General features: G+C 60.5%; 18 protein-coding genes and 2 tRNA genes. 1 reads left to right on the forward strand and 19 read right to left on the reverse strand.

Annotation, left to right across the window (positions count from 1 at the left end):
• Positions 1 to 2 precede the first annotated feature (2 nt).
• From ACK4FZ_RS05255 to ACK4FZ_RS05345, 19 genes are all read right to left on the reverse strand, one after another.
• Positions 3 to 2,993 carry a type I restriction endonuclease subunit R gene (locus tag ACK4FZ_RS05255; protein ID WP_409818607.1) on the reverse strand — a complete coding sequence of 997 codons (2,991 nt, stop codon included), beginning with the start codon at positions 2,991 to 2,993 and terminating at the stop codon, positions 3 to 5.
• Positions 2,990 to 4,174: a restriction endonuclease subunit S gene (locus ACK4FZ_RS05260; RefSeq protein WP_409818608.1), complete on the reverse strand. Its 1,185-nt coding sequence runs from the start codon at positions 4,172 to 4,174 to the stop codon at positions 2,990 to 2,992. Before ACK4FZ_RS05260 ends, ACK4FZ_RS05255 begins: the two co-directional genes overlap by 4 nt.
• Positions 4,167 to 5,702 carry an N-6 DNA methylase gene (locus ACK4FZ_RS05265; protein ID WP_409818609.1) on the reverse strand — a complete coding sequence of 512 codons (1,536 nt, stop codon included), beginning with the start codon at positions 5,700 to 5,702 and terminating at the stop codon, positions 4,167 to 4,169. Before ACK4FZ_RS05265 ends, ACK4FZ_RS05260 begins: the two co-directional genes overlap by 8 nt.
• A complete protein-coding gene (locus tag ACK4FZ_RS05270; RefSeq protein WP_409818610.1) occupies positions 5,690 to 7,192 on the reverse strand; it encodes an N-6 DNA methylase in 1,503 nt (500 codons plus the stop codon). Before ACK4FZ_RS05270 ends, ACK4FZ_RS05265 begins: the two co-directional genes overlap by 13 nt.
• Complete coding sequence (locus ACK4FZ_RS05275) at positions 7,189 to 7,386, reverse strand: hypothetical protein (RefSeq protein WP_021250014.1); 198 nt, start codon at positions 7,384 to 7,386, stop codon at positions 7,189 to 7,191. The genes ACK4FZ_RS05270 and ACK4FZ_RS05275 overlap by 4 nt, the downstream gene beginning before the upstream one ends.
• A gap of 66 nt (positions 7,387 to 7,452) precedes the next feature.
• Positions 7,453 to 8,514: a hypothetical protein gene (locus tag ACK4FZ_RS05280; RefSeq protein ID WP_409818611.1), complete on the reverse strand. Its 1,062-nt coding sequence runs from the start codon at positions 8,512 to 8,514 to the stop codon at positions 7,453 to 7,455.
• Entirely contained in the window at positions 8,511 to 9,413 is a 903-nt protein-coding gene (locus ACK4FZ_RS05285) for a hypothetical protein (RefSeq protein ID WP_409818612.1), read from the reverse strand. The genes ACK4FZ_RS05280 and ACK4FZ_RS05285 overlap by 4 nt, the downstream gene beginning before the upstream one ends.
• Positions 9,410 to 9,631, reverse strand: a complete 222-nt coding sequence (locus tag ACK4FZ_RS05290) for a helix-turn-helix transcriptional regulator (protein WP_224109529.1) — start codon at positions 9,629 to 9,631, stop codon at positions 9,410 to 9,412. The genes ACK4FZ_RS05285 and ACK4FZ_RS05290 overlap by 4 nt, the downstream gene beginning before the upstream one ends.
• A gap of 141 nt (positions 9,632 to 9,772) precedes the next feature.
• The gene (locus ACK4FZ_RS05295; RefSeq protein ID WP_409818613.1) at positions 9,773 to 10,582 is read right to left on the reverse strand and encodes a hypothetical protein; all 810 of its coding nucleotides are present in this window, start codon (positions 10,580 to 10,582) and stop codon (positions 9,773 to 9,775) included.
• Positions 10,579 to 11,757, reverse strand: a complete 1,179-nt coding sequence (locus ACK4FZ_RS05300) for a tyrosine-type recombinase/integrase (RefSeq protein WP_409818614.1) — start codon at positions 11,755 to 11,757, stop codon at positions 10,579 to 10,581. The genes ACK4FZ_RS05295 and ACK4FZ_RS05300 overlap by 4 nt, the downstream gene beginning before the upstream one ends.
• A gap of 216 nt (positions 11,758 to 11,973) precedes the next feature.
• Positions 11,974 to 13,065, reverse strand: coding sequence for a redox-regulated ATPase YchF (gene ychF / locus ACK4FZ_RS05305; RefSeq protein WP_144373326.1), 1,092 nt, complete (start codon positions 13,063 to 13,065; stop codon positions 11,974 to 11,976).
• Between the two features lie 112 nt (positions 13,066 to 13,177).
• Positions 13,178 to 13,759: an aminoacyl-tRNA hydrolase gene (gene pth / locus ACK4FZ_RS05310; protein WP_144373325.1), complete on the reverse strand. Its 582-nt coding sequence runs from the start codon at positions 13,757 to 13,759 to the stop codon at positions 13,178 to 13,180.
• An 86-nt stretch (positions 13,760 to 13,845) separates the two neighbouring features.
• Positions 13,846 to 14,133, reverse strand: coding sequence for a 50S ribosomal protein L25 (rplY, locus tag ACK4FZ_RS05315; protein WP_144373324.1), 288 nt, complete (start codon positions 14,131 to 14,133; stop codon positions 13,846 to 13,848).
• A 69-nt stretch (positions 14,134 to 14,202) separates the two neighbouring features.
• Positions 14,203 to 15,186, reverse strand: a complete 984-nt coding sequence (locus ACK4FZ_RS05320) for a ribose-phosphate pyrophosphokinase (RefSeq protein WP_409818615.1) — start codon at positions 15,184 to 15,186, stop codon at positions 14,203 to 14,205.
• 85 nt (positions 15,187 to 15,271) lie between these two features.
• Positions 15,272 to 15,348, reverse strand: a tRNA-Gln gene (locus ACK4FZ_RS05325).
• Positions 15,349 to 15,372: 24 nt separating this feature from the next.
• Positions 15,373 to 15,449 (reverse strand) — tRNA-Gln (locus tag ACK4FZ_RS05330).
• A gap of 9 nt (positions 15,450 to 15,458) precedes the next feature.
• A complete protein-coding gene (gene ispE / locus ACK4FZ_RS05335; RefSeq protein ID WP_409818616.1) occupies positions 15,459 to 16,313 on the reverse strand; it encodes a 4-(cytidine 5'-diphospho)-2-C-methyl-D-erythritol kinase in 855 nt (284 codons plus the stop codon).
• Between the two features lie 5 nt (positions 16,314 to 16,318).
• Positions 16,319 to 16,882, reverse strand: a complete 564-nt coding sequence (lolB, locus tag ACK4FZ_RS05340; protein WP_409818617.1) for a lipoprotein insertase outer membrane protein LolB — start codon at positions 16,880 to 16,882, stop codon at positions 16,319 to 16,321.
• Positions 16,879 to 18,645: a tetratricopeptide repeat protein gene (locus ACK4FZ_RS05345; RefSeq protein WP_409818618.1), complete on the reverse strand. Its 1,767-nt coding sequence runs from the start codon at positions 18,643 to 18,645 to the stop codon at positions 16,879 to 16,881. Before ACK4FZ_RS05345 ends, lolB begins: the two co-directional genes overlap by 4 nt.
• A gap of 78 nt (positions 18,646 to 18,723) precedes the next feature.
• Here ACK4FZ_RS05345 and mutM point away from each other — a divergent pair, with 78 nt between their 5' ends.
• The gene (gene mutM / locus ACK4FZ_RS05350) at positions 18,724 to 19,539 is read left to right on the forward strand and encodes a bifunctional DNA-formamidopyrimidine glycosylase/DNA-(apurinic or apyrimidinic site) lyase (protein WP_409818619.1); all 816 of its coding nucleotides are present in this window, start codon (positions 18,724 to 18,726) and stop codon (positions 19,537 to 19,539) included.
• Positions 19,540 to 19,549: the final 10 nt, after the last annotated feature.

The raw sequence follows: 19,549 nt of genomic DNA on the forward strand, positions 1-19,549 counted from the left end.
CCTCAGTAATACTGCCGGATGTAGCTGTAGGCCTTCTCGAACAGCTCTTCATCCGCATGCAGCTTGTATTTGAAGAGGGCCTTGCGCAGGGCCTTCTTGACCTCACGCTCACCGGCCTGCGTGCCTTGCCAGCCAGGGAAGCGGACCAGTCGCACGATCTCGTCGATGTCCGCGACCACGCGTTCGACCATGATGGGCGTCTCGGCCGTCTTGACCTCGTTGAATAGTTCGGTGAGCGCCGCCTTGCCGCGATCCTCGTCCTCTTCGGGCGGGACCTCCTTCTCGGCTTGCAGCGTCTCCTTGGCGATTTCCAGTAGCTGCTTCAGAAATTCGACACTGTTGATCTGACCGGACTCGAAGCGATCCTTCAGTGCATCGAGTCGCTCCGACAGCTTCTTGAACTTGGGGTTGCCGCCATGCCCGCGCAGCCGGCGCTTGAGCTTGATCTCGATTTCCTTGGCCTTCTTCGGGTCGGGGTTCGACAGCACCGCTTCCAGCAGATCAGCGTCCAGCACCAGGGTGTCGAGGTCATCCCGCACGGCGTCCACATGCACGTTCTGGTGGATCAGCTCGATGGTCTTGGCGCCCAGCGAGTGCCAGATCAGCTTGCCGTGGCCACTGGAGGGCTGCACCGACTGGTACACCTGCGACAACCACTTGTAGTCCTTTTCGAAGGGGCCCAGAACGGTGTCCGGTGACAGCGCCTCCCAGATCTTGTTGAGCACGCTGTACTCAGCAGCAAAGTTGTCTCGCACCTCATTGTTGGGCAGGCACTGTTGTGCAGCGATCAGGCCCTCATAACCTTGCAGAGTGCGATCACAGCCAGTGAAGAAGGCCAGACATTTCTGCATGGCTTCGGGCAGCTTGTCCTTCAGCTCCTGGATGTTGCCGACCACCTGCTTGATGCTCTGGTCGTCGAACTCCAGCGCTGCTGCCACGTCATCGAAGATGCCGAGGTAGTCGACGATCAGGCCGTGGGTCTTCTGCTCGGAGTAAGTGCGGTTCACCCGGCAGATGGCCTGCAACAGCGTGTGGTCGCGCAGCGGCTTGTCCAGGTACATGGCCTGCAAGATCGGCGCATCAAAGCCGGTCAGCAGCTTGGCCGTGACGATGATCAGCTTCAGAGGGTCGGCCGGGTCACGGAAGCGATCGAGCAGCCGTTCTTCCTCATCGCGTGAACGGTCATAGGCCGCGTACTCTGGATGCTCCTTCTTGTCTGCCGCCTGTACCGACATGACGATGTCCGTAGCCTCGGGCGGCAGCAGCTTGTCCAGCTCGGCCTTGAACAGCAGGCAGGACTCCCGGTCGAAGGTGACGATCTGGCCCTTGAAGCCATTGGGCTCCACCTTGGTCTGGAAGTGCTCGACGATGTCCTCACAGACCTTGCGGATGCGCTCAGGCGTCTTGACCAGCACGGCCATCTTGGCGGCGGTCTTGGCCAGGTTATCCTTGTCGAGATCCGACAGGCCGCCGGTCAGGTCTTTGTAGGCGGCGTCCAGCGCGGCCTTGTCGATGTGCAGATCGATCAAGCGCGGCTCGAAGTGCAGCTTCAGCGTGGCGCCGTCGCGGATCGACTCCTCGAAGCCGTACCTGCTCATGTAGCCCTTCTCATCCTCGTCGGCTCCGAAGGCATAGAAGGTGTTGCGGTCGGCACGGTTGATCGGCGTACCGGTCAGGCCGAACAGAAATGCATTGGGCAAGGCCTCGCGCATCTTGCGCCCCAGGTCGCCTTCCTGCGTGCGGTGGGCCTCGTCCACCAGGGCGATGATGTTGCTGCGGTCGTTGAGGCTGCCTGTGGCCTCGCCGAACTTGAAGATCGTGGTGATGATGATCTTGCGCACGTCCTGCGCAAGCAGCTGCTGCAGCTTCTCGCGGCTGTCCGCCCTTTCCAGATTGGGAATGTCTGCCCCGGTGAAGGTGCCCGTGATCTGGCTGTCGAGATCGATCCGATCCACCACGATCAGCACGGTGGGATTTTTCAGGCCGGCATGCATGCGCAGCTTCTGCGCGGCAAACACCATCAGCAGTGACTTGCCCGAACCCTGGAAGTGCCAGATCAGCCCTTTCCTGGGGTAACCCGCCAGCACGCGCTCGACGATCTTGTTGGCCGCTTCAAACTGCTGGTAGCGGCAAATGATCTTGATGCGCTGCTTTTTCTTGTTGGTGGCAAACAGCGTGAAGCTGCCGAGGATGTCCAGCACCACATGCGGGCGCAGCATGCTCTCGGCCGAGAGCTTGAGAGATTTGAGCGGGTGGTGCTGCCCATCGTCGCCATCACCATCCAGATGCCAAGGGCCCCAGTCCTTAACCGGCAGGCCGATAGAGCCGTAGCGGTAGGCTTTGCCCTCGGTGGCCACCGAGAACACGTTGCAGACGAACAGCTCCGGTACGAACTCCTCGTAGTCGTCGTGCACCTGTACTGCGCCGTCCACCCAGCTGATGCACTTCTTGACTGGCGTCTTGGCCTCGATCAGTACCAGCGGCAGCCCGTTGACCAACAACACCAGATCGGCGCGGCGCTCGGTGGGGCCTGCGCGGTAGATGAACTGCTGGGTGACGATGTACTGGTTCTGCGCCAGATCATCCAGGTCGATCAGCTGCACCGGCACATGCTCGTTGTTGGGGCCGAAGGGCATCGAGCGCTCACCGCGCATCCAGGCGGTCATTTCCTCGTTGGCGCGGATCAGGCCATCCGATCGCACCGACAGCACAATGGCGCGCAGCTTGTAGAGCACCTCGTCGGCCCGGTCGGGCTGGGCGGCAATCTCCGGGTTAAGGCGAATAAGCGCATCGCGCAGCCACGGCTCGACCAGCACTTCCTGAATCTGGCGCGGCACCTCAGACGGAGCAGCGTAGCGCCAGCCGATGCCTTTGGGGCTGGGACCGTAGCTGGCTTGAGGTTCCTGGGCGGTGTTGGCCGGGACAGCCTTGACTGGGCCGGCGAGCAGATCGCGGACGTAGGCTTCGACGGTATTTGATTCGGTAAACATCATGCCCCCCACATTTCAGCGAATAGCTGCTTCTTTATTGCTTTGGCCGCAGAGGCTCTCGCCTCCAGCACCTCAATGGCACCATCAAGATCTTTCAATTTCAGCAGCAATGCATCCTGATCAACCACATTGGGTGCACAAATTGGCTGCTTTCTGATCCCGGCAATATTGATGTTGTAGTTGCCTGCACTGGACTTCACTTCTCCTCGAAGGCGCTGTCTTGTCGTCGGCGCGTTCAGGAACTCAGCGAGGAAAGCGGGTCGCAACGTACTGTCGTCACAGCGAATTCGGATCAGGTAGCTGGCGTACACCGTCTTTTCATGTAGGTGATGAATGACCACCGAACGCCCAACGTATTGAGGATTTCCGTTGGTTCGTACAAGCAGGACATCGCCCTTGCGGAGAGCCAAGCGCTCGTACTCCGTATCGTTCAGTTCAATGTGCTGGAGATCTGAGTAGTCAACGCGTCCTCTCAAGACATTCGGAATCCGGAGGATTGGATAGCCCTTTTCCTCGTAGGATGAACGCGATGAGGAACCGTAGCTCAGGTCTGTCAGGTACGTTCCCAACGGTTTTGCAACTTCAGGAGAAAAGTTTGCCGCCAAGGCATCTTCTACAAGAGCAGATCTTGTTACGCGACTAATCTCCACTGCGTTTGTTTCTGCCTCAATAGTTGATTCCGTCGCGCGCAAGACTTCGACAAGTTCTGCCTGCTCTTCGATTGGTGGCAGCGCAAACTCAAAGTCCGCCAAACTCGTCCAATTCGTGCGGGGGCTCAAGGAGCCTGCCGACGTACCCACCGCGTGATCGAAGAAGGCGTCGGTCTGGCAAATGAAGGGCAGCAACTCCGGCAGCAAAACCTGCGCGTCCTTGGTTTCCAACACATAGATGTCCCCGGAACACACGCCGGAGAAATCCGCCACAGCCACCTTGCGCTGGTAAGCGCGTCGCTTGCCGAACAGCACCTGCCCCGGTTGAAACACGCTGGTGAAGGTCACGCCGTCAGCTACATTGCCCCAACTACGAATGCGCAAATCGCCCGGTTCCAGATGCTCAAGGCCAACGTAGCGATCAAAGCCATCCGCCAGCGGATCTTGGCTGCGTGCTTTCGAGAGGCGCACCACGTCGCCGAATTTCACCCGACGCCAGCCGGGCTTCAGGGCTTTATTGTTCTTGTCAGACACGCTCGATGTCCTCCGTAATCAGTCCATCCAGCGTTTCCACCAGCGCGTCCATCTGTTGCCAGAAGGCACGGCCATCGGTTTGCCATTGGTCCCAGGTAGAGCGCAGCGATACCGCGTCGCCATTGCTGTCGGTGGCGATGCCGGCGGCAATGCGCTTCACGTACAGCGGGATCGAGAGGTTGCCCGCATTGGCGCCGATTTCGGCCAGGGTGGCGACCTTGGCGAAACCGGGCACATCCGCAAAGGTCTTGTAAGCGGTCAGGATGCGCTGCTGGTGCTCGGGCTTCAGAAAGCTCTGCGCCCGTTCCCGGGTGACCTCGTTCACCGCGTCGATGAAGATCACCTTGCCCTTACGAGCGGCGACCTTCTTGCGGTTGCAGATGACGATGCACGACTCCATCGGGGAGTTGTAGAACAGGTTGGGGCCCAAGCCGATGACGGCCTCGACCCAGTCCTGCTCGACCATCTTGGCGCGCATGGCCTGTTCTTCGTTGCGAAACAGCACACCGTGGGGCCAGAGCACAGCGCAGCGGCCCTTGGCGGTGAGGCTGGTCAGGATGTGCTGTTGGAAGGCGTAATCGGCGCGCCCCTGCGGCGGCGTACCCAGGGAGTTGCGGCCCCACTTGTCGCTGCTCCAGGCCTCGCGGTTCCACTGCTTGATGGAGTACGGCGGGTTGGCCAGGATCACGTCGAACTGGCGAAGGCGGTCGCCCTCGATGTGCTTCGGCTCGGCCAGCGTGTCGCCCCGGATGATCTCGAAATCCTCCACGCCGTGCAGGAACAGGTTCATGCGGGCGATGGATGAGGTAATGAGGTTGCGCTCCTGCCCGTAGAGCTTGAGCGTGCGGTATTCACCGCCGGAGCGCTTCACTTCGTCCAGTGCCGAGATCAGCATGCCGCCGGTTCCGCACGTGGGGTCGTAAATCGACTCGCCCGCCTGAGGTGCAAGAAGTTGCGTCATCAAGTGCACGACGGTGCGGTTGGTGTAGAACTCGGCCGCCGTGTGGCCTGAGTCGTCCGCGAACTTCTTGATCAGGTATTCATAGGCGTTGCCCAATTCGTCTTCGGGCACGTTCGCCACCGACAGCGTCCGGGTCGAAAAGTGCTCGATCAGGTTCTTCAGCGTTTCGTCGGGCAGGCGCTCGCGGTTGGTCCAGGGGGCGTCGCCGAAGATGCCGTCGAGCAGATCCGGGTTGGCGGTCTCAATGGCGCGCATGGCTTTCTGGATGGCTGCACCGACGTTCTTCGGGGTCTGGCGTATATCGTTCCAGTGTGCGCCAGCGGGAATCTGGAAACGATGGTTTTCAGCGAACTGTGCATAGGAGAGGTCGCCGTTAGAGTTGGCCAGGGCCGCTTGGTATTCCTCTTCCCACACATCCGACACCCGCTTGTAAAACAGCAACGGGAAGATGAACTGCTTGTAGTCACCCGCGTCGATGAGGCCGCGCAGCAGCACGGCGGCGCCCCACAGGTAGCTTTCGAGTTCTTGTTGGCTGATCCGTTTGCTTGGGTGACTCATTTCAGCCATCCCCCTTCCGTCATGACCTGCGCGAGCCGCTCTTCGGCTTCACGGCAGCGGGTGAGCGCGTCCTTGAATGCCGCGATGGCATCGGGCAGCGGTGGGATGTCCTCCTGCAATGGCGGCAGGACATAGCGCGAGATGTTCAGCGTCCAATCCTCGGCTTTGATCTCGTCGAGACTGACCACGCGGACCGCGTCCTGCACATCGGCAAAGCCGCGATACCAGCCGAGGATCTCGGCGGCGTGCTCGGGCTCCAGATAGTTCTGCGCGCGCCCCCGGCGGAACAGGCGTGACGCATCGGCGATCAGCACCTTGTTCTTGTGTTTGGCCGGCTTGCGCTTGCGCAAGACCAGGATGCACGCGGCCAGGCCGGTGCCGTAGAAGAGGTTGGGCGCCAGCCCGATCACGGCCTCGACCAGATCCATTTCCAGCAGTTTCTGGCGGATGTTGCCTTCCACACCTTTGCGGAACAGGGCGCCCTGGGGCAGCACCACGGCCATGCGGCCGCTGACATCGGCCATCGACTTGACCATGTGCTGCACCCAGGCGAAGTCACCGCTGGATGAGGGCGGCAGGCCGGCAAAGTTGCGGCCGAAGGGATCGTTCAGCCACAGGTCCTCGCCCCACTTTTCCAGCGAGAACGGGGGGTTGGCGATCACGCAGTCGAAGGTGGCCAGCCGATCAACCTCAAAGAAGGCCGGGTTACGTAGGGTGTCGCCACGCACCACCTGGAAATCTTCAATGCCGTGAAGGAACAGGTTCATCCGCGCGATGGATGAGGTGGTGAGGTTTTTCTCTTGTCCGTACAGCTTGCCCCACAGCCGCTTCACGTCGCCATGCTGATCCTTCACGTGCTGCACGGCGGCCAGCAACATGCCGCCGGTACCGCAGGCCGGGTCGTAGATGGTCTCGGCTTCTTTGGGGTCGAGCATGTCGATCATCAGCCGCACGACGCTGCGCGGGGTGTAGAACTCGCCGGCCTTCTTGTTGGTGGCGTCGGCGAACTTCTTGATCAGGTATTCGTAGGCGTCGCCGAGCAGGTCCGAATTGACGTTCTTGTTGCCGAACGGCAGTTTGGAGAAGTGCTCGATCAGGTCCTTGAGCAAGGCATCAGACAGCCGGTCCTTGTTCGACCACTGGGCATCGCCGAACACGCCGTACAGGGTGTCGGGGTTGGCTTTCTCAATCTCGCGCATCGCGCGCTGAAGGGCCGTCCCGACATTGCTTGCCTTGGTGCGAACGTCGTTCCAGTGACAGTCTTCCGGGATCTGGAAGCGGTGCGACTCCGGAAACCAGGCCAGTTGCTCGTCGCCGGTCTCATCAACAATCTCCTGGTACTCCTCATCCCAGACGTCGCAGATGCGCTTGAAGAACAACAGCGGAAAAATGTAGGTCTTGAAGTCAGCCGCATCCACCGGGCCGCGCAGGATGTTGGCGGATTCCCAGAGGTGGCTTTCAAGCTGGCTGAGTGTGATTGTCGAAGCTGCTTGCGTCATTTGGATGGCGTGCTCCTGACTGGCGTTTTCGCGAGGCCATCGGCGTGCAGATCGTGCGCGCGGGCGTACTCCAGCACCAGGATTTCGATCATCGAAGCCACCGAGCGGCGCTCGCGCTCAGCCGCCAAGCGCAAAAGCTGCTTGATCTCAGCGGAGGTGCGGATGGATAGGGTTTCGTCCTTCAGGCGTGACATGGCAGCGTCTCGTCAGTAATGTCACGCAAATGTACTGCATTTTGCTCCACCTCGCCACGATTCTCGTCAGGGCGTAGATTCCGTGCTTGAGGCGGCTCGATAACACGGCACCTTAGCGGCGGTCGGCTTTACAGGGCGCTCAGCCTCGATGACGATGGGTTGCAGTGCATGCCGGCTGCTGGCCTGATTGGCTTGGCCGTAGTGACGCCGTGTTTTGGCGCTGGCATGTCCCAGCCCCTGGCTGACTGAATCCGCTGCCGCATGCCGTTTCAGGTCGGCCGCCCATTGGTGGCGCAGGCAGTAAGCCGTGACGGTGTGCTTGTGCTTCGGCCAGAGGCTGTGTGCCAGCCGACGGACTTCGACGGTGAAGTTGACTGGGCTGTCAATGCAAACGAGCAATTCCCGCCGCCCCGCTAGCCGGATGCGCAGAGCCTCCAGCAATGGATGGGGATCGTGTGCGCCATAGGCGATCAAGCGGTGCGGCTGGCCTTGATGCGCCTTGACCTTGGCGCCATCGATCTCGAATCTGATCTCGCCCATGCCGCTGCGCGGATTGTTCACCCGGCGAATGTGCACGCCTTGCCGGAGCTCTTCCGGGCGGCAGCCGGTCAGCGCGGCGACCAGAATCGCATCGGCATACTTGCCTTTCGCAGCGCGCTGATACAGTTGCTCGCGCCAGTCGCCGGGGAGGCCGCGCAAGGCTTGCCGCTTGCTGGCACGCTTGCGGCGCTCGCCGGGATGGCCGCTTTGCCGGGCCATATCGAACTCGCGCAGAAATGCACGCTGTTGTTGCAATTGGGCCTGGATGGCCATGACTTGCAACCTGTCCACAGGTCGGGCAGAGAGCGCGGAATGCAGGCTTTTCAGGTGTTCGACAAGATCGGCGTAGAGGCAGTAGCGAAGCGCTGCGACGCGTTTGTAGAAGGTTGTCGGTCGCTGGGTGGCCGTCATGACTTCGGCCACCCCACCTTCGGCATAGCGGGCACGCTGCAACAGCGTTCGGCCAAGCCGGCGATAGTCCTGCCTGGTCTTGCTGCTCAAGCTGGCAAATTCATCGGCCGGAAGCATGGCTTGCATCTCGCATCGGCACGATTCGATGAGTGCAAGCATCTCATCCGCGTCGATCATGGCTTCCGGCCATGAAACATCGCTTTCAAATCGGCGATGGCCTTTGCGCGTTCCGCTTTTGTTTTTTGACGCTCGGCTTCTGACTGTTGCACAGGGGCGCGCGATTGCGCTGCCTCCATCGCCTCCTGTCGGTTCTTTCGCCAGCGGGCGATATTCGGCGCGAATTCAGCTATGAATTCCCCCTCGACAGCGCTATTCATTACGGCCAGCAACCATGAGCGGACGGAGCGGATACCCGCATGCTTGCCACTGCCGGCCGCCGATAGCACGCCAGCCAATTCGTCAGCGGCAAGCTGTATCTGTTCTGCCGTGAGCGAGGGCCCGAAGCGGCGGGTTACGTCGCCTATGACGCGCAGGTAGGGTAGAAGGGAAGGGTGCGACAAGTCCAAGGGCGCGGAAGCCTCGCCAATTTTCTGCGAGTTATCCACAGCCCCGGTCTGTAGTAGTGGTTTTATATTTTTCACTACTACTTCTTCCTTGTATTCACTTACACCTATATCGCCGGCCCGACCGGCGACGGATGTGCCGTCCACGGTTTCTCCGTCGCCGGCCAAGCCGGCGATGGATGTCTGTGGCACCTTTTGCGAAATGGGTGTCAACACGGACTCCCATCGCCAAAGCCCTTCCTCGTCCTGGAACTTCCTCCGCGCCAGGTAGCCGGCATCTTCAAGTTCGCGCAGGATGCGGCGGCAAAGGTCTCGGCCAAGATGGCCTTTCGCTCGTGACTGATCGTGCAACACGCGCGGCAGTGCGACAGCGCGCAACTGCCAGTTGCGGCCCAGCGAGAGCAAGTGGCAAGCCACGCCTCGCGCTTCATAGCTCAGCCGCGCATCGCGCAGCAGGCTGCAAGGCAGAGACCACCAGTATTCGGCGGAGTCGTCAATGCGGATGCGGCTCATGACTTCGCCCTCTGGCGAGCCGGACAACCGGCGTGCTCGCGCTCCGCCGCCTGAGTCTCAAGCCATGCGTCGATCTCGTGGGCAAAAAAGCCAATCGAACGGCCGCCAGGGCCTAGCCGAACTGGCTTTGGAAAATCTTCAGTCTGGCAAAGTCGCCAGAGGGTTGTCCGGCTGACTGATATCTTCGTGCAGACATCCTGCGTCTTGATGATTTGCATGCTGTTCCCCGTAACGTGTTGAAACACGAACGGATCATGCAAAAGATCTGGTCATGAAGTCAGGGAGTGCGGTTGTCACCTGCGCTCCCTATTTCCGGGCCTGAAATCACCCAGCATGCAAACCGGTGTCGAGCAGTAGCCTCAGCTGTGCCAGTCGAATGTTTCAAAAAATGGCCGAGACAATCCGAGCTCGTATCCTCGGCAAGATGCCGTAAGGATGCTGCTTGTGGACAGGGTTAGCTCACGCCCCTCGGAGACGGCTTTCATTATCTGAGACATGTAAAGATTGGGCTCTATCACCGTTTTCTTCAGCAGCACCCGGACTACAACTCCATCGATATCGACGGTAAATCCTTTGCTGAAACGCCCCAGATAGTGATTAGCGCGATGAGCAGGCGTGGTTTCAGCATCGGTCTTCATGCCGCCTGCAGCATAGATGGCGCCGAGGAGATAGGCGGATGGCTCGTTCTTGCTGTTCACCGAGTGGTACTCGAACTCCTTGCTCCACTTGATCGGAATTCTGAATTGCTGGCAGGTGACGATAAACTGCTTGGCGATCAGTTCCTTGGCCTCATGTTCTCTGCTTGCTCCGGGCGCTGACAGTTGCCTGCTCACGGAGTGTAGCGACTCGCAGAACAGCTTATGGGTAGGCAGGTCCTTCCTCAGAAATTCGGGCAATAGCGCCGCCGACTCTTCATCCAGGCTTCGAAGCGCCTTGCTTAACCGGGACGCCGCATCTCGGAGTCTTTTTAGTTGCTCAAGTGTGCCTTCTTCAATTTCAGGGGGCGGCATCGTACGCCAACGAAAACTTTCTGCCAGCCGCAGGAAAGCATTTACACATTGCTCGCGGCGCTGAACGCCATATCGGTCGCAGGTTGCCTCTGCTCTGGTGCGCAGCTCGGCGACGGCATCGGAGTTGGGAATATCTGGAGCCATGATCTTTGTGGTCATGCCTGTGCTTGCTCTTTCCATTCGTCCAATCTGTCCGCCCATTCCTGCATCATGGCGCGACGCTCATCGAAATAGGTGGCGTGATTGTAGGTGCGACGCACATTGTTCTGGTCGGCATGGGCAAGCTGCGCCTCGATGGCATCGGGACGGTAGCCCATCTCGTTAAGACGGGTACTACCGCTGGTCCGCGTGGCGTGTGGGCTATAGGCGCCGCTCCACCCCAAAACCTTGAGCGCCTGGCGAAGCGATGCGGCGGACATAGGGGCGTTGCGATCATCCCGGCCAGGAAACAAGTGCTTGCGATTGCCGGTAATGGCATGCAGTCCTTTGAGCATGTCCACTGCCTGTCGTGGCAGAGGCACGACGTGCTCCTTGCGTGCTTTCATGCGCTGCGCCGGGATACGCCAAACAGCCTTCTCAAGGTCAAACTCATCCCAGGCCGCCTCGGCCACTTCAGTCGGTCGCGCCAGGGTCCACCACATCAGTTGCATGCAATGACTTACCTGAAAGCTGCAGCGGTGGTTTGCGAAGTCGCTCAGCAGTTTGCCGATCTGTTCTTTGCTGAGCGCCGGCTTGTGCTGGGTCTTGTTTGCTGGTAGCGCCTTGCGCACCGGCCAAACCGGGTCGCTGTCGGCTCGCAAGGTGGCGACGGCGAACTCGAATACGGCGGACATGGTGCGTCGCGCCTCGGCGGCAACCGTGGGTGCGCCACGCTTTGCTGTTTTCTGCAGGATGTCCAGAACATGGGCTGGCGTTATTTCGCGAACCGGCATATTGCCGATACTGGGGAACACCACGCGCTCCAGCATGTCCAGACGCCGGTTCTTGGTGACGTCTTCCCAGTCCTTTGTCTGCAGCCACTCCTTGGCGACGATCTCGAAGGTGTTCTTTGCTTCGCTGGCTTTCCGGATGCGGTCGAGCTGCCTTTGCTGGGCGGGATTGATGCCTTGCTTGACCAGTTTGCGTGCGGCCTCGCTGCGTTCCCTGGCTTCAGAGAGCGTAACAGCAGGGTATTCGCCAAGCGCAAACATGCTGGCCTTGCCATCCAGTGTGAAGCGGTATCGCCAAGCCTTGACTCCGTTGGGCTTGACTTCGAGGTAGAGCCCGCGCTGGTCATTCAAGCGGTAGAGCTTTTCCCTGGGCTTGGCGTTGCGGCAGTGCGTGTCGGTAAGCATGTGGCTGACTCCTTGTCATGGCGACAGCGGCACTATACTCACTTATTCGCACATACTCCAAGAGCTGTACTCGCTAGCGTACTCAGGCATGCATTGACTGCTCGGGAAACTTGAAGCAGCGCTATGAAACAATAAAACCGCGCAACTGCGCGGTTTTATTGGGATTTTCATGCTTTCCTGGTGTTTCATGAAACATCAGGAAAACGGCTTGGCGACTCAGACGTTGAACAGGAAGTTCAGTACGTCACCATCCTGCACGACGTATTCCTTGCCCTCGGCGCGCATCTTGCCGGCTTCCTTGGCCTTGGCTTCGCCGCCCAGGCTGATGAAGTCGTCAAAGGCGATGGTCTGGGCACGGATGAAACCGCGCTCGAAGTCGGTGTGGATCACGCCGGCCGCTTGCGGGGCGGTGTCGCCAACGCGGATAGTCCAGGCACGCACTTCCTTCACGCCAGCGGTGAAGTAGGTTTGCAGGCCCAGCAGCTTGTAGCCGGTGCGGATCAGGCGGTCCAGACCCGGCTCTTCCAGGCCCATTTCGGCCAGGAACTCGGCTTTGTCGGCGTCGTCCAGGTCGGCGATTTCGCTTTCGATGGCGGCACACAGGGCCACTACCGGCGCGCCTTCAGCGGCTGCCAGCGCGGTGAGCTTGTCCAGGTGCGGATTGTTCTGGAAGCCGTCTTCGGCCACGTTGGCCACGTACATCGCCGGCTTGATGGTCAGCAGGCACAGCGGCTTCAGCAGGGCTTTTTCTTCGTCGTCCAGCTTGAAGCTGCGCAGCGGCTTACCTTCGTTCAGGTGCGGCAGCAGTTTTTCCAGCACCGCTACCAGCTTTTGCGCGTCCTTATCGCCGGACTTGGCTTTCTTGCCGTCACGGGCGATAGCTTTTTCCACCGAGGCCAGGTCGGCCAGCGCCAGTTCGGTACCGATGGTTTCGATATCGGAAATCGGGTCTACCTTGCCAGCAACGTGCACGATGTTGTCGTCGTCGAAGCAGCGCACCACGTTCACGATGGCGTCGGTTTCGCGGATGTTGGCCAGGAACTTGTTACCCAGGCCTTCGCCCTTGGAGGCGCCCGCTACCAGGCCGGCGATGTCGACGAACTCGACGATGGCGGGCTGGATTTTCTGCGGGTTGATGATGGCGGCCAGCTGCTGCAGGCGCGGGTCCGGCACTTCCACGATGCCCACGTTCGGCTCGATGGTGCAGAACGGGTAGTTGGCCGCTTCAATGCCGGCCTTGGTCAGGGCGTTGAACAGGGTGGACTTGCCAACGTTGGGCAGGCCGACAATACCGCATTTCAGACTCATGGTGATTCCTCGAAATATCCGGCCTGCCACGCTGGGCAGGCATACACCGCGTGATTGTACCACCCGGTGCCGTGTTCTTTGCTTATCAGGCGCTTGCGGCCAACCCTGCTGCTTATTTGGCGGCGGTGTGCAGCGTTTTCATGGCCACGGCCATGTCGCCTGCGATGGCTTGCGGCATCACCTGCATGGCTTTGGCAATGGCGTCGTCGATGGCTTGCTGCTCTTCGGCGCGCGCTTTTTTCAGCACGAAGTTGGCCACTTCGTTGCGGTCGCCGGGATGGCCGATACCGATGCGCAGGCGCCAGAAATTGGGCGAGCCCAGCTTGGCGATGATGTCTTTCAGACCGTTATGGCCGCCATGGCCACCGCCCTGCTTGAAGCGGGCCGCGCCGGGGGGCAGGTCCAGCTCGTCGTGCACCACCAGGATTTCTTCCGGCGCAATCTTGTAGAAGCGCGCCAGCGCCCCCACGGCCTGGCCGGACAGGTTCATGTAGGTCATCGGCTTGAGCAGCCACAGGTCGCCACCGGGCAGTACCGCGCGCGACACGTCGCCGCTGTATTTGCCTTCGGCGCGTAATGGGGCCTTGTGCTGCCAGGCCAGCTCGTCCACCAGCCAGAAGCCGGCGTTGTGACGGGTTTTTTCGTATTCGGCACCGGGGTTGCCCAGGCCGACTACCAGACGGATGGCGGTCATCTGCTGCATTCCATGAAAAAGGCCCGCTGCAGGTTTAACTGCAACGAGCCCAGTACCGTTACCGTCAGGCGGCACGGCGCAATCTTTTACACGCGAGCGAAGTCGATGTGCAGAACCAGTTGCTTGAACGGGTGCATCTGGAAGTCAGCGATTTTTACTTGCTCTTTCTGGCCGTCGATAACCAGATCCAGTACTTCGTTGTGGAACGCTTCGTTCTTCAGCGCGTAGTACATGGTGTTGTGATCCAGGGTGATGGATACGGCTTCTTTACCAGCGCCGTATACCACAGCCGGGGTTTGACCAGCGTTACGCAGGCGGCGGCTCGCACCAGTACCTTCTTGTACACGCTTGGAGGCGATAACTTCGATTGCCATGTTTGATACTCCAGTGAGCTTTTCAGCTTAAGTTAAATTGTCAGCCCGCCGCGACCAGCGGGCTGAACGTTACGGCAGGCAGGCGCCCGACGAAACCAGATCCTCGTTGAAGAGGTAGGACACCGATTCTTCGTTGTTGATGCGACGCAGCGTTTCCGCGATCAGGCCGCCAATCGATACCACGCGGATGCGCGGGCATTGCTTGGCCTGGGCCGACAGCGGAATGGTGTCGGTAATCACCACTTCGTCGATGTCCGAATTGTTGATGCGATCCACGGCCTGTCCGGAGAACACGGCGTGGGAAGCGTAAGCCAGTACGCGCTCGGCGCCACGCTCTTTCAGCGCAGAAGCAGCCTTGCACAGGGTATTGGCGGTGTCGATCATGTCGTCGACGATCAGGCAGGTACGGCCTTGTACTTCACCGATGATGTTCATCACTTCAGCGACGTTGGCCTTCGGACGACGCTTGTCGATGATGGCCAGATCGGTATTCAGCGCCTTGGCCACGGCACGGGCACGCACTACACCGCCCACGTCCGGGCTGACCACGATCAGGTCGTCGATGCGCTGGGCACGGATGTCCTTCAGCAGTACCGGGGTGGCGTACACGTTATCCACCGGCATATCGAAGAAACCCTGGATCTGGTCGGCGTGCAGGTCGACGGTGAGCACACGGTCGATACCGGAACTGGTCAGCATATTGGCCACCAGCTTGGCGGTGATGGGCACACGGGCAGAGCGCGGACGACGGTCCTGACGGGCATAGCCGAAGTACGGAATCGCCGCGGTGATGCGACCGGCAGAAGCACGCTTGAGCGCGTCGGCCATGGTCAGGATTTCCATCAGGTTGTCGTTGGTTGGGGCACAGGTGGGTTGCAGGATGAAAACATCGCGACCGCGTACGTTTTCCAGCAATTCCACTGCCACTTCACCATCACTGAACTTGCCCACATCGGCGCGACCGAGGGAAATGTCGAGGTGTTTCACCACGTTTTGTGCAAGTTCCGGGTTCGCTGTCCCGGTGAAGACCATCAAACTATCGTATGCCGCCATAACTGGAATGCCTTAGGATCGGTAGATAAAGAAAAAGCGTGTAAGTCATCTTACACGCTCTTTTTCTCACTTCACTCTGGAAGCTTGGCTGAGGAGGAAGGATTCGAACCTTCGCATGCCGGAATCAAAATCCGGTGCCTTAACCAACTTGGCGACTCCCCAGTATTCTTTAGTTATGCAGGATGGTGGCTGAGGAGGAAGGATTCGAACCTTCGCATGCCGGAATCAAAATCCGGTGCCTTAACCAGCTTGGCGACTCCCCAGTATCCTTGCTATTCCTTGCCTGAAACCGGATGTGCGGCCAACCCCTTGGCAACATAAACGGTCATATCGTCAGACAAAGACTGGAATACCTGTTTTGCTTGATCTTCATTTGCCAGCTCCAGGAACACGCATGCTCCCGAACCTGTCATCAGCGGCGAACCGTATTCACTCAAACGATTCAGAACCTGTTTTACCGCTGGATATTTTTCTGTGACTACCGCTTGCAGATCGTTTTGTTTCTGCGTCGCGCCAGACAGGCTTCGCATTATGGAGAAGCGAACCTCCCCTGTCAACAACTTTTGTGAAAATTCTTGGAATACCGGCCCGGTCGGCACGTGAACAGGTGGCTTGCATACCACATACCACGCTTCCGGCAGGGTCAGTGGTGTCAGCTCCTCTCCGATGCCGGTAGCACGTGCGTTCTGGCCGAAGATGAACACCGGCACGTCGGCACCCAGCTTTACCCCCAGCTGCATCAGCGCCTGGCGGTCCAGCCCGCAACCCCATAGCTGGTTCAGCGCCAACAGCACGGTGGCCGCGTCGGACGAGCCGCCACCCAGGCCCCCGCCCATTGGAATGCGCTTGTGCACACGCAGGGTGGCGCCTTGCTGACTACCGGTCGCCTGCTGTAGCAGGCGGGCGGCGCGCACGGTGAGGTCGCTGTCGGCCGGCACGTCCGGCATCGGGTTCAGCAGTTCGATGATGCCATCGTCGCGTACGGCGATATCGATGCTGTCGCACAGATCGATAAAGCGGAAGTCGGTATCCAATAAATGGTAGCCGTCGTCACGCTTGCCGGTGATCAGCAGGGTCAGGTTCAGTTTGGCCGGAGCCGGGAAGGTATGGAAGATCGGTGCTTGCATGATGTTCAGGGTTGCGGTTCGGTTTGCCACTGCCAGCGCGAGAACACCAGGCGGATGCTCATGCCTTCACGCTCCAGCTCCAGCCGGCGCGGCAGGCGGGTATCGGCGTCCTGGGTATTGCGGATCAGCCAGCCTTGCTGTTGCAGGCGGCCATCGTCGGCGTAGCTGGCGGGCCAGCCGGGGGCGGCGTGCCCGCGTGCCCACCAGGCCAGATTGGACAGCGGCAGCGGCCAACCCAGCGTGGCCTCGGTCAGCGTTTCCACGTCGGCGGCGTACTGCTCTTTGCCGTTGGCCTTCAGCGTCACGCCGTGGCGATCACGGCTAAGGCTGGCCACGGTATTGCCGATCGGCGTCTTTACGTCCAGCTGGTCGCGCTCGGGCGTGTGCTGCCACGCAAAGCTGGCCACTTCGCCCTTGCCCTGATAGTTGACGGCCAGGCGGCCGCCGGTTTCAAACGCTTGGTCCTTTACGCTGGCTGCCGGCGTTGCCAGCGTGGCATTCAGTTCGGGGGTACTGGCACAACCGGCCAGCAGCAGGCCGGCCACTAGCCAGCCAAAGTAAGGCTTCATGGTTTCAGTCGGTCAAGGGTTTCGGTCAGTACCGGGTGGTTCGGGTCCAACTGGCGAGCCTGTTGCCATACACTGCGCGCCTCATCTTTACGGCCCAAGCTCCACAACACTTCGCCAAGGTGGGCGGCCACTTCCGGGTCTGGCATGCGGGCAAAAGCCTCCTGCAAATACTTCAGCGCCTGCTGAGCGTAGCCCTGGCGGTAGAGTACCCAGCCCATGCTATCCAGAATCATGGCGCTATCAGGTTCCGCTTTCAGCGCCTGCTCGATATAACCTTGCGCTTCTTTCAGATTGCGGCCTTGGTTGGTCATCACGTAGCCCAGTGCATTCAGCGCTTGCGTATCGCCAGGGCGATTTTTCAGCAGGGTACGCAGATCGCGCTCTGCTTCGTCAGGGCGCTTGAGCCCGTCCAGCAATAGTGCACGTTCATACAGCAGATCGGCTTGTTCGGGCAGCGACTGCAAGGCCTGGGTCAGCAGCGCCACTGCGCGTTCTGGCTGGCCGGCGTCTTTGGCAATACGCGATTGCACCTGGCTGATGCGTGCAGCGTGCTGCGGGTCGGCTGCCAGATCAGCCAGACTGTCGATAGCCTGCTGCCACTGGCCAGCAGCGGCCTGCAACTGGGCAGCACGCACCCGGGCAGGCAGCCGGTTTTCACCCGCGTCGACCTGGGCGTACCAGGCTTGGGCTTCTTGCGGCTGTTTGCGTTCTTCGGCCAACTGCCCCAGCACGAAGCGCAGCTCGTTGGGATCATTAAAACCATTGGCCAGCGCGGCCTGCAAATACTGCTGTGCCGGCTCCAGCTTGCCGTTCTGGAACGCCAGCAAACCGGCCAGGTGCAACAAGGCCGGCTGCTTCGGGTAGCGCTGTAGCAGGCGCTGGGCGTAGCTGTCGGCCTCGGCATAGCGTTTTTCGCCCGCTAGCAGGCGAATGTAGTTCATGCCCAGCTCCAGGCTGGCTTGCGGGCGTCGTGCCAGTTCAACGGTAAGAAAATCTACAGCCAGCGCCGGATTTTGCCGGCGCAGGCGGTCCAGCTGCCACATTACCGGCAGCTCCCACTGCGGGGCGATCTGTGCCAGCCGGGCCAATTCGGCCTCTACTGCATCCTGCTTGCCAGCTTCGGCTGCCACCGCAAGATGAGCGAAACGGGCTTCGGGCAGGTCTGGGTAGCGTGCGGCCAACTCGCTGACCAACTGCTCGGCACCAACCTTGTCGGCTTGGCGAGCCGCCAGCCGCGCCAGCTGCACAAAGATGGCCGCAGCCCGCTTGGGCTGGCGCTCCAGCAGGGTTTCCAGCAGGGCACGGCTTTCCGCCAGCTTGCCACTACGCAGCAGGGTGACAAAAAACTGTTCACGCGCCATTTCGTCAGCCGGGTCCAGCTCCAGCCACAGGCCCAGCGCGGCACTGGCCACATTGATCTGGCCGGCAAACAGCGCAAATTCTGACGCGCGCCGCGCCATGCGCGGGTCGCGGGTGGTACGCGCCAAGGCGAGGTAGCTTTCGGCAGCCGGGGCCACACTGCCACGCTGTGCGGCCAACTCGGAAGCCAGCACGCCGTACAGCCATTCCGGTTTCAGCTGCTGCTTGGGTATCGCCGGGTTATCTGCGTCGGCCACTTCCTTGATATCGTCCTCTTGCTGTGCGGTAGCCGCAGTAGCAGGGCTAGATGCACTAGCGTCAGCAGAAGCAGGTGGCATGGGCGAGGCGCAGGCAGCCAGTGCCAGCGGGGCGAGTATTACGGCAAATCTGAAAAGTGCGTTCATGCTAGGCCCAGACTTCTTTACAGGCAGGTAGAATACCACGCCATTCAATGAATTCATGCAGCGCGCAAGGACAGTCCCATGCCGGAATTGCCAGAAGTCGAAACCACTCGTCGCGGCGTCAGCCCGCAGCTAGAAGGCGCCACCGTGTGCGGTGTGCTGCTGCGTCAGCCCAGCCTGCGCTGGCCGGTGCCGCCCGAGCTGCCCTCCCTGCTGGCCGGACGCACGGTACGCGGCGTTAGCCGCCGCGCCAAATACCTGCTGGTAGATTTCGACCACGGCACGCTGATCGTGCACCTGGGCATGTCCGGCAGCCTGCGCTTTGTGCCGCCGGGCACCCTGCCCGACAAGCACGACCACATAGACATCGAACTGGGCGAAACGGTTCTGCGCTATCGCGACCCGCGCCGTTTCGGCGCCATGCTGTGGCAGCAGGGGCCGGCCGAAGCGCACCCGCTGCTGGCGAACCTGGGGCCAGAGCCGCTGTCGGACGCCTTCGACGGCAGCGTGCTGTTCGAGGCTACCCGCCGCCGCGGCAGCGCCATCAAGCTCAGCATCATGGACAACCATGTGGTGGTGGGTGTCGGCAACATCTACGCCAACGAATCGCTGTTCTACGCCGGCATCCACCCGGCGCGCGAGTCGCGCCAGCTTGGCCGAGCGGACTGCGACCGGCTGGCCACCGAGATCAAGCGCGTGCTGGCACGTGCCATCGAGGCCGGCGGCAGCAGCCTGCGCGACTTTACCGACGCCAAGGGCAAGCCCGGTTACTTCCAGCAAAGCTATAAAGTGTATGGCCGCGCCGGCCTGACCTGTCATGATTGCGGCGCGCTGATCGGCGAACTTCGCCAGGGCCAGCGCAGCAGCTGCTTCTGCCCGCATTGCCAACCCCTGTGAGACCCCACGT

Source organism: Vogesella sp., from assembly GCF_046297735.1.
Lineage (GTDB): Bacteria > Pseudomonadota > Gammaproteobacteria > Burkholderiales > Chromobacteriaceae > Vogesella > Vogesella urethralis.

Bases quoted from the DNA above. Each gene is read 5' to 3' on its own strand.
- mutM (WP_409818619.1), top strand. From the start codon at position 18,724: ATGCCGGAATTGCCAGAAGTCGAAACCACTCGTCGCGGCGTCAGCCCG.
- ACK4FZ_RS05275 (WP_021250014.1), bottom strand. From the start codon at position 7,386: ATGTCACGCCTGAAGGACGAAACCCTATCCATCCGCACCTCCGCTGAG.
- ACK4FZ_RS05290 (WP_224109529.1), bottom strand. From the start codon at position 9,631: ATGCAAATCATCAAGACGCAGGATGTCTGCACGAAGATATCAGTCAGC.
- ychF (WP_144373326.1), bottom strand. From the start codon at position 13,065: ATGAGTCTGAAATGCGGTATTGTCGGCCTGCCCAACGTTGGCAAGTCC.
- ACK4FZ_RS05265 (WP_409818609.1), bottom strand. From the start codon at position 5,702: ATGGCTGAAATGAGTCACCCAAGCAAACGGATCAGCCAACAAGAACTC.
- ispE (WP_409818616.1), bottom strand. From the start codon at position 16,313: ATGCAAGCACCGATCTTCCATACCTTCCCGGCTCCGGCCAAACTGAAC.
- ACK4FZ_RS05320 (WP_409818615.1), bottom strand. From the start codon at position 15,186: ATGGCGGCATACGATAGTTTGATGGTCTTCACCGGGACAGCGAACCCG.
- ACK4FZ_RS05285 (WP_409818612.1), bottom strand. From the start codon at position 9,413: ATGAGCCGCATCCGCATTGACGACTCCGCCGAATACTGGTGGTCTCTG.
- ACK4FZ_RS05295 (WP_409818613.1), bottom strand. From the start codon at position 10,582: ATGACCACAAAGATCATGGCTCCAGATATTCCCAACTCCGATGCCGTC.
- ACK4FZ_RS05280 (WP_409818611.1), bottom strand. From the start codon at position 8,514: ATGATCGACGCGGATGAGATGCTTGCACTCATCGAATCGTGCCGATGC.
- rplY (WP_144373324.1), bottom strand. From the start codon at position 14,133: ATGGCAATCGAAGTTATCGCCTCCAAGCGTGTACAAGAAGGTACTGGT.
- ACK4FZ_RS05255 (WP_409818607.1), bottom strand. From the start codon at position 2,993: ATGATGTTTACCGAATCAAATACCGTCGAAGCCTACGTCCGCGATCTG.
- pth (WP_144373325.1), bottom strand. From the start codon at position 13,759: ATGACCGCCATCCGTCTGGTAGTCGGCCTGGGCAACCCCGGTGCCGAA.
- ACK4FZ_RS05270 (WP_409818610.1), bottom strand. From the start codon at position 7,192: ATGACGCAAGCAGCTTCGACAATCACACTCAGCCAGCTTGAAAGCCAC.
- ACK4FZ_RS05300 (WP_409818614.1), bottom strand. From the start codon at position 11,757: ATGCTTACCGACACGCACTGCCGCAACGCCAAGCCCAGGGAAAAGCTC.
- lolB (WP_409818617.1), bottom strand. From the start codon at position 16,882: ATGAAGCCTTACTTTGGCTGGCTAGTGGCCGGCCTGCTGCTGGCCGGT.
- ACK4FZ_RS05345 (WP_409818618.1), bottom strand. From the start codon at position 18,645: ATGAACGCACTTTTCAGATTTGCCGTAATACTCGCCCCGCTGGCACTG.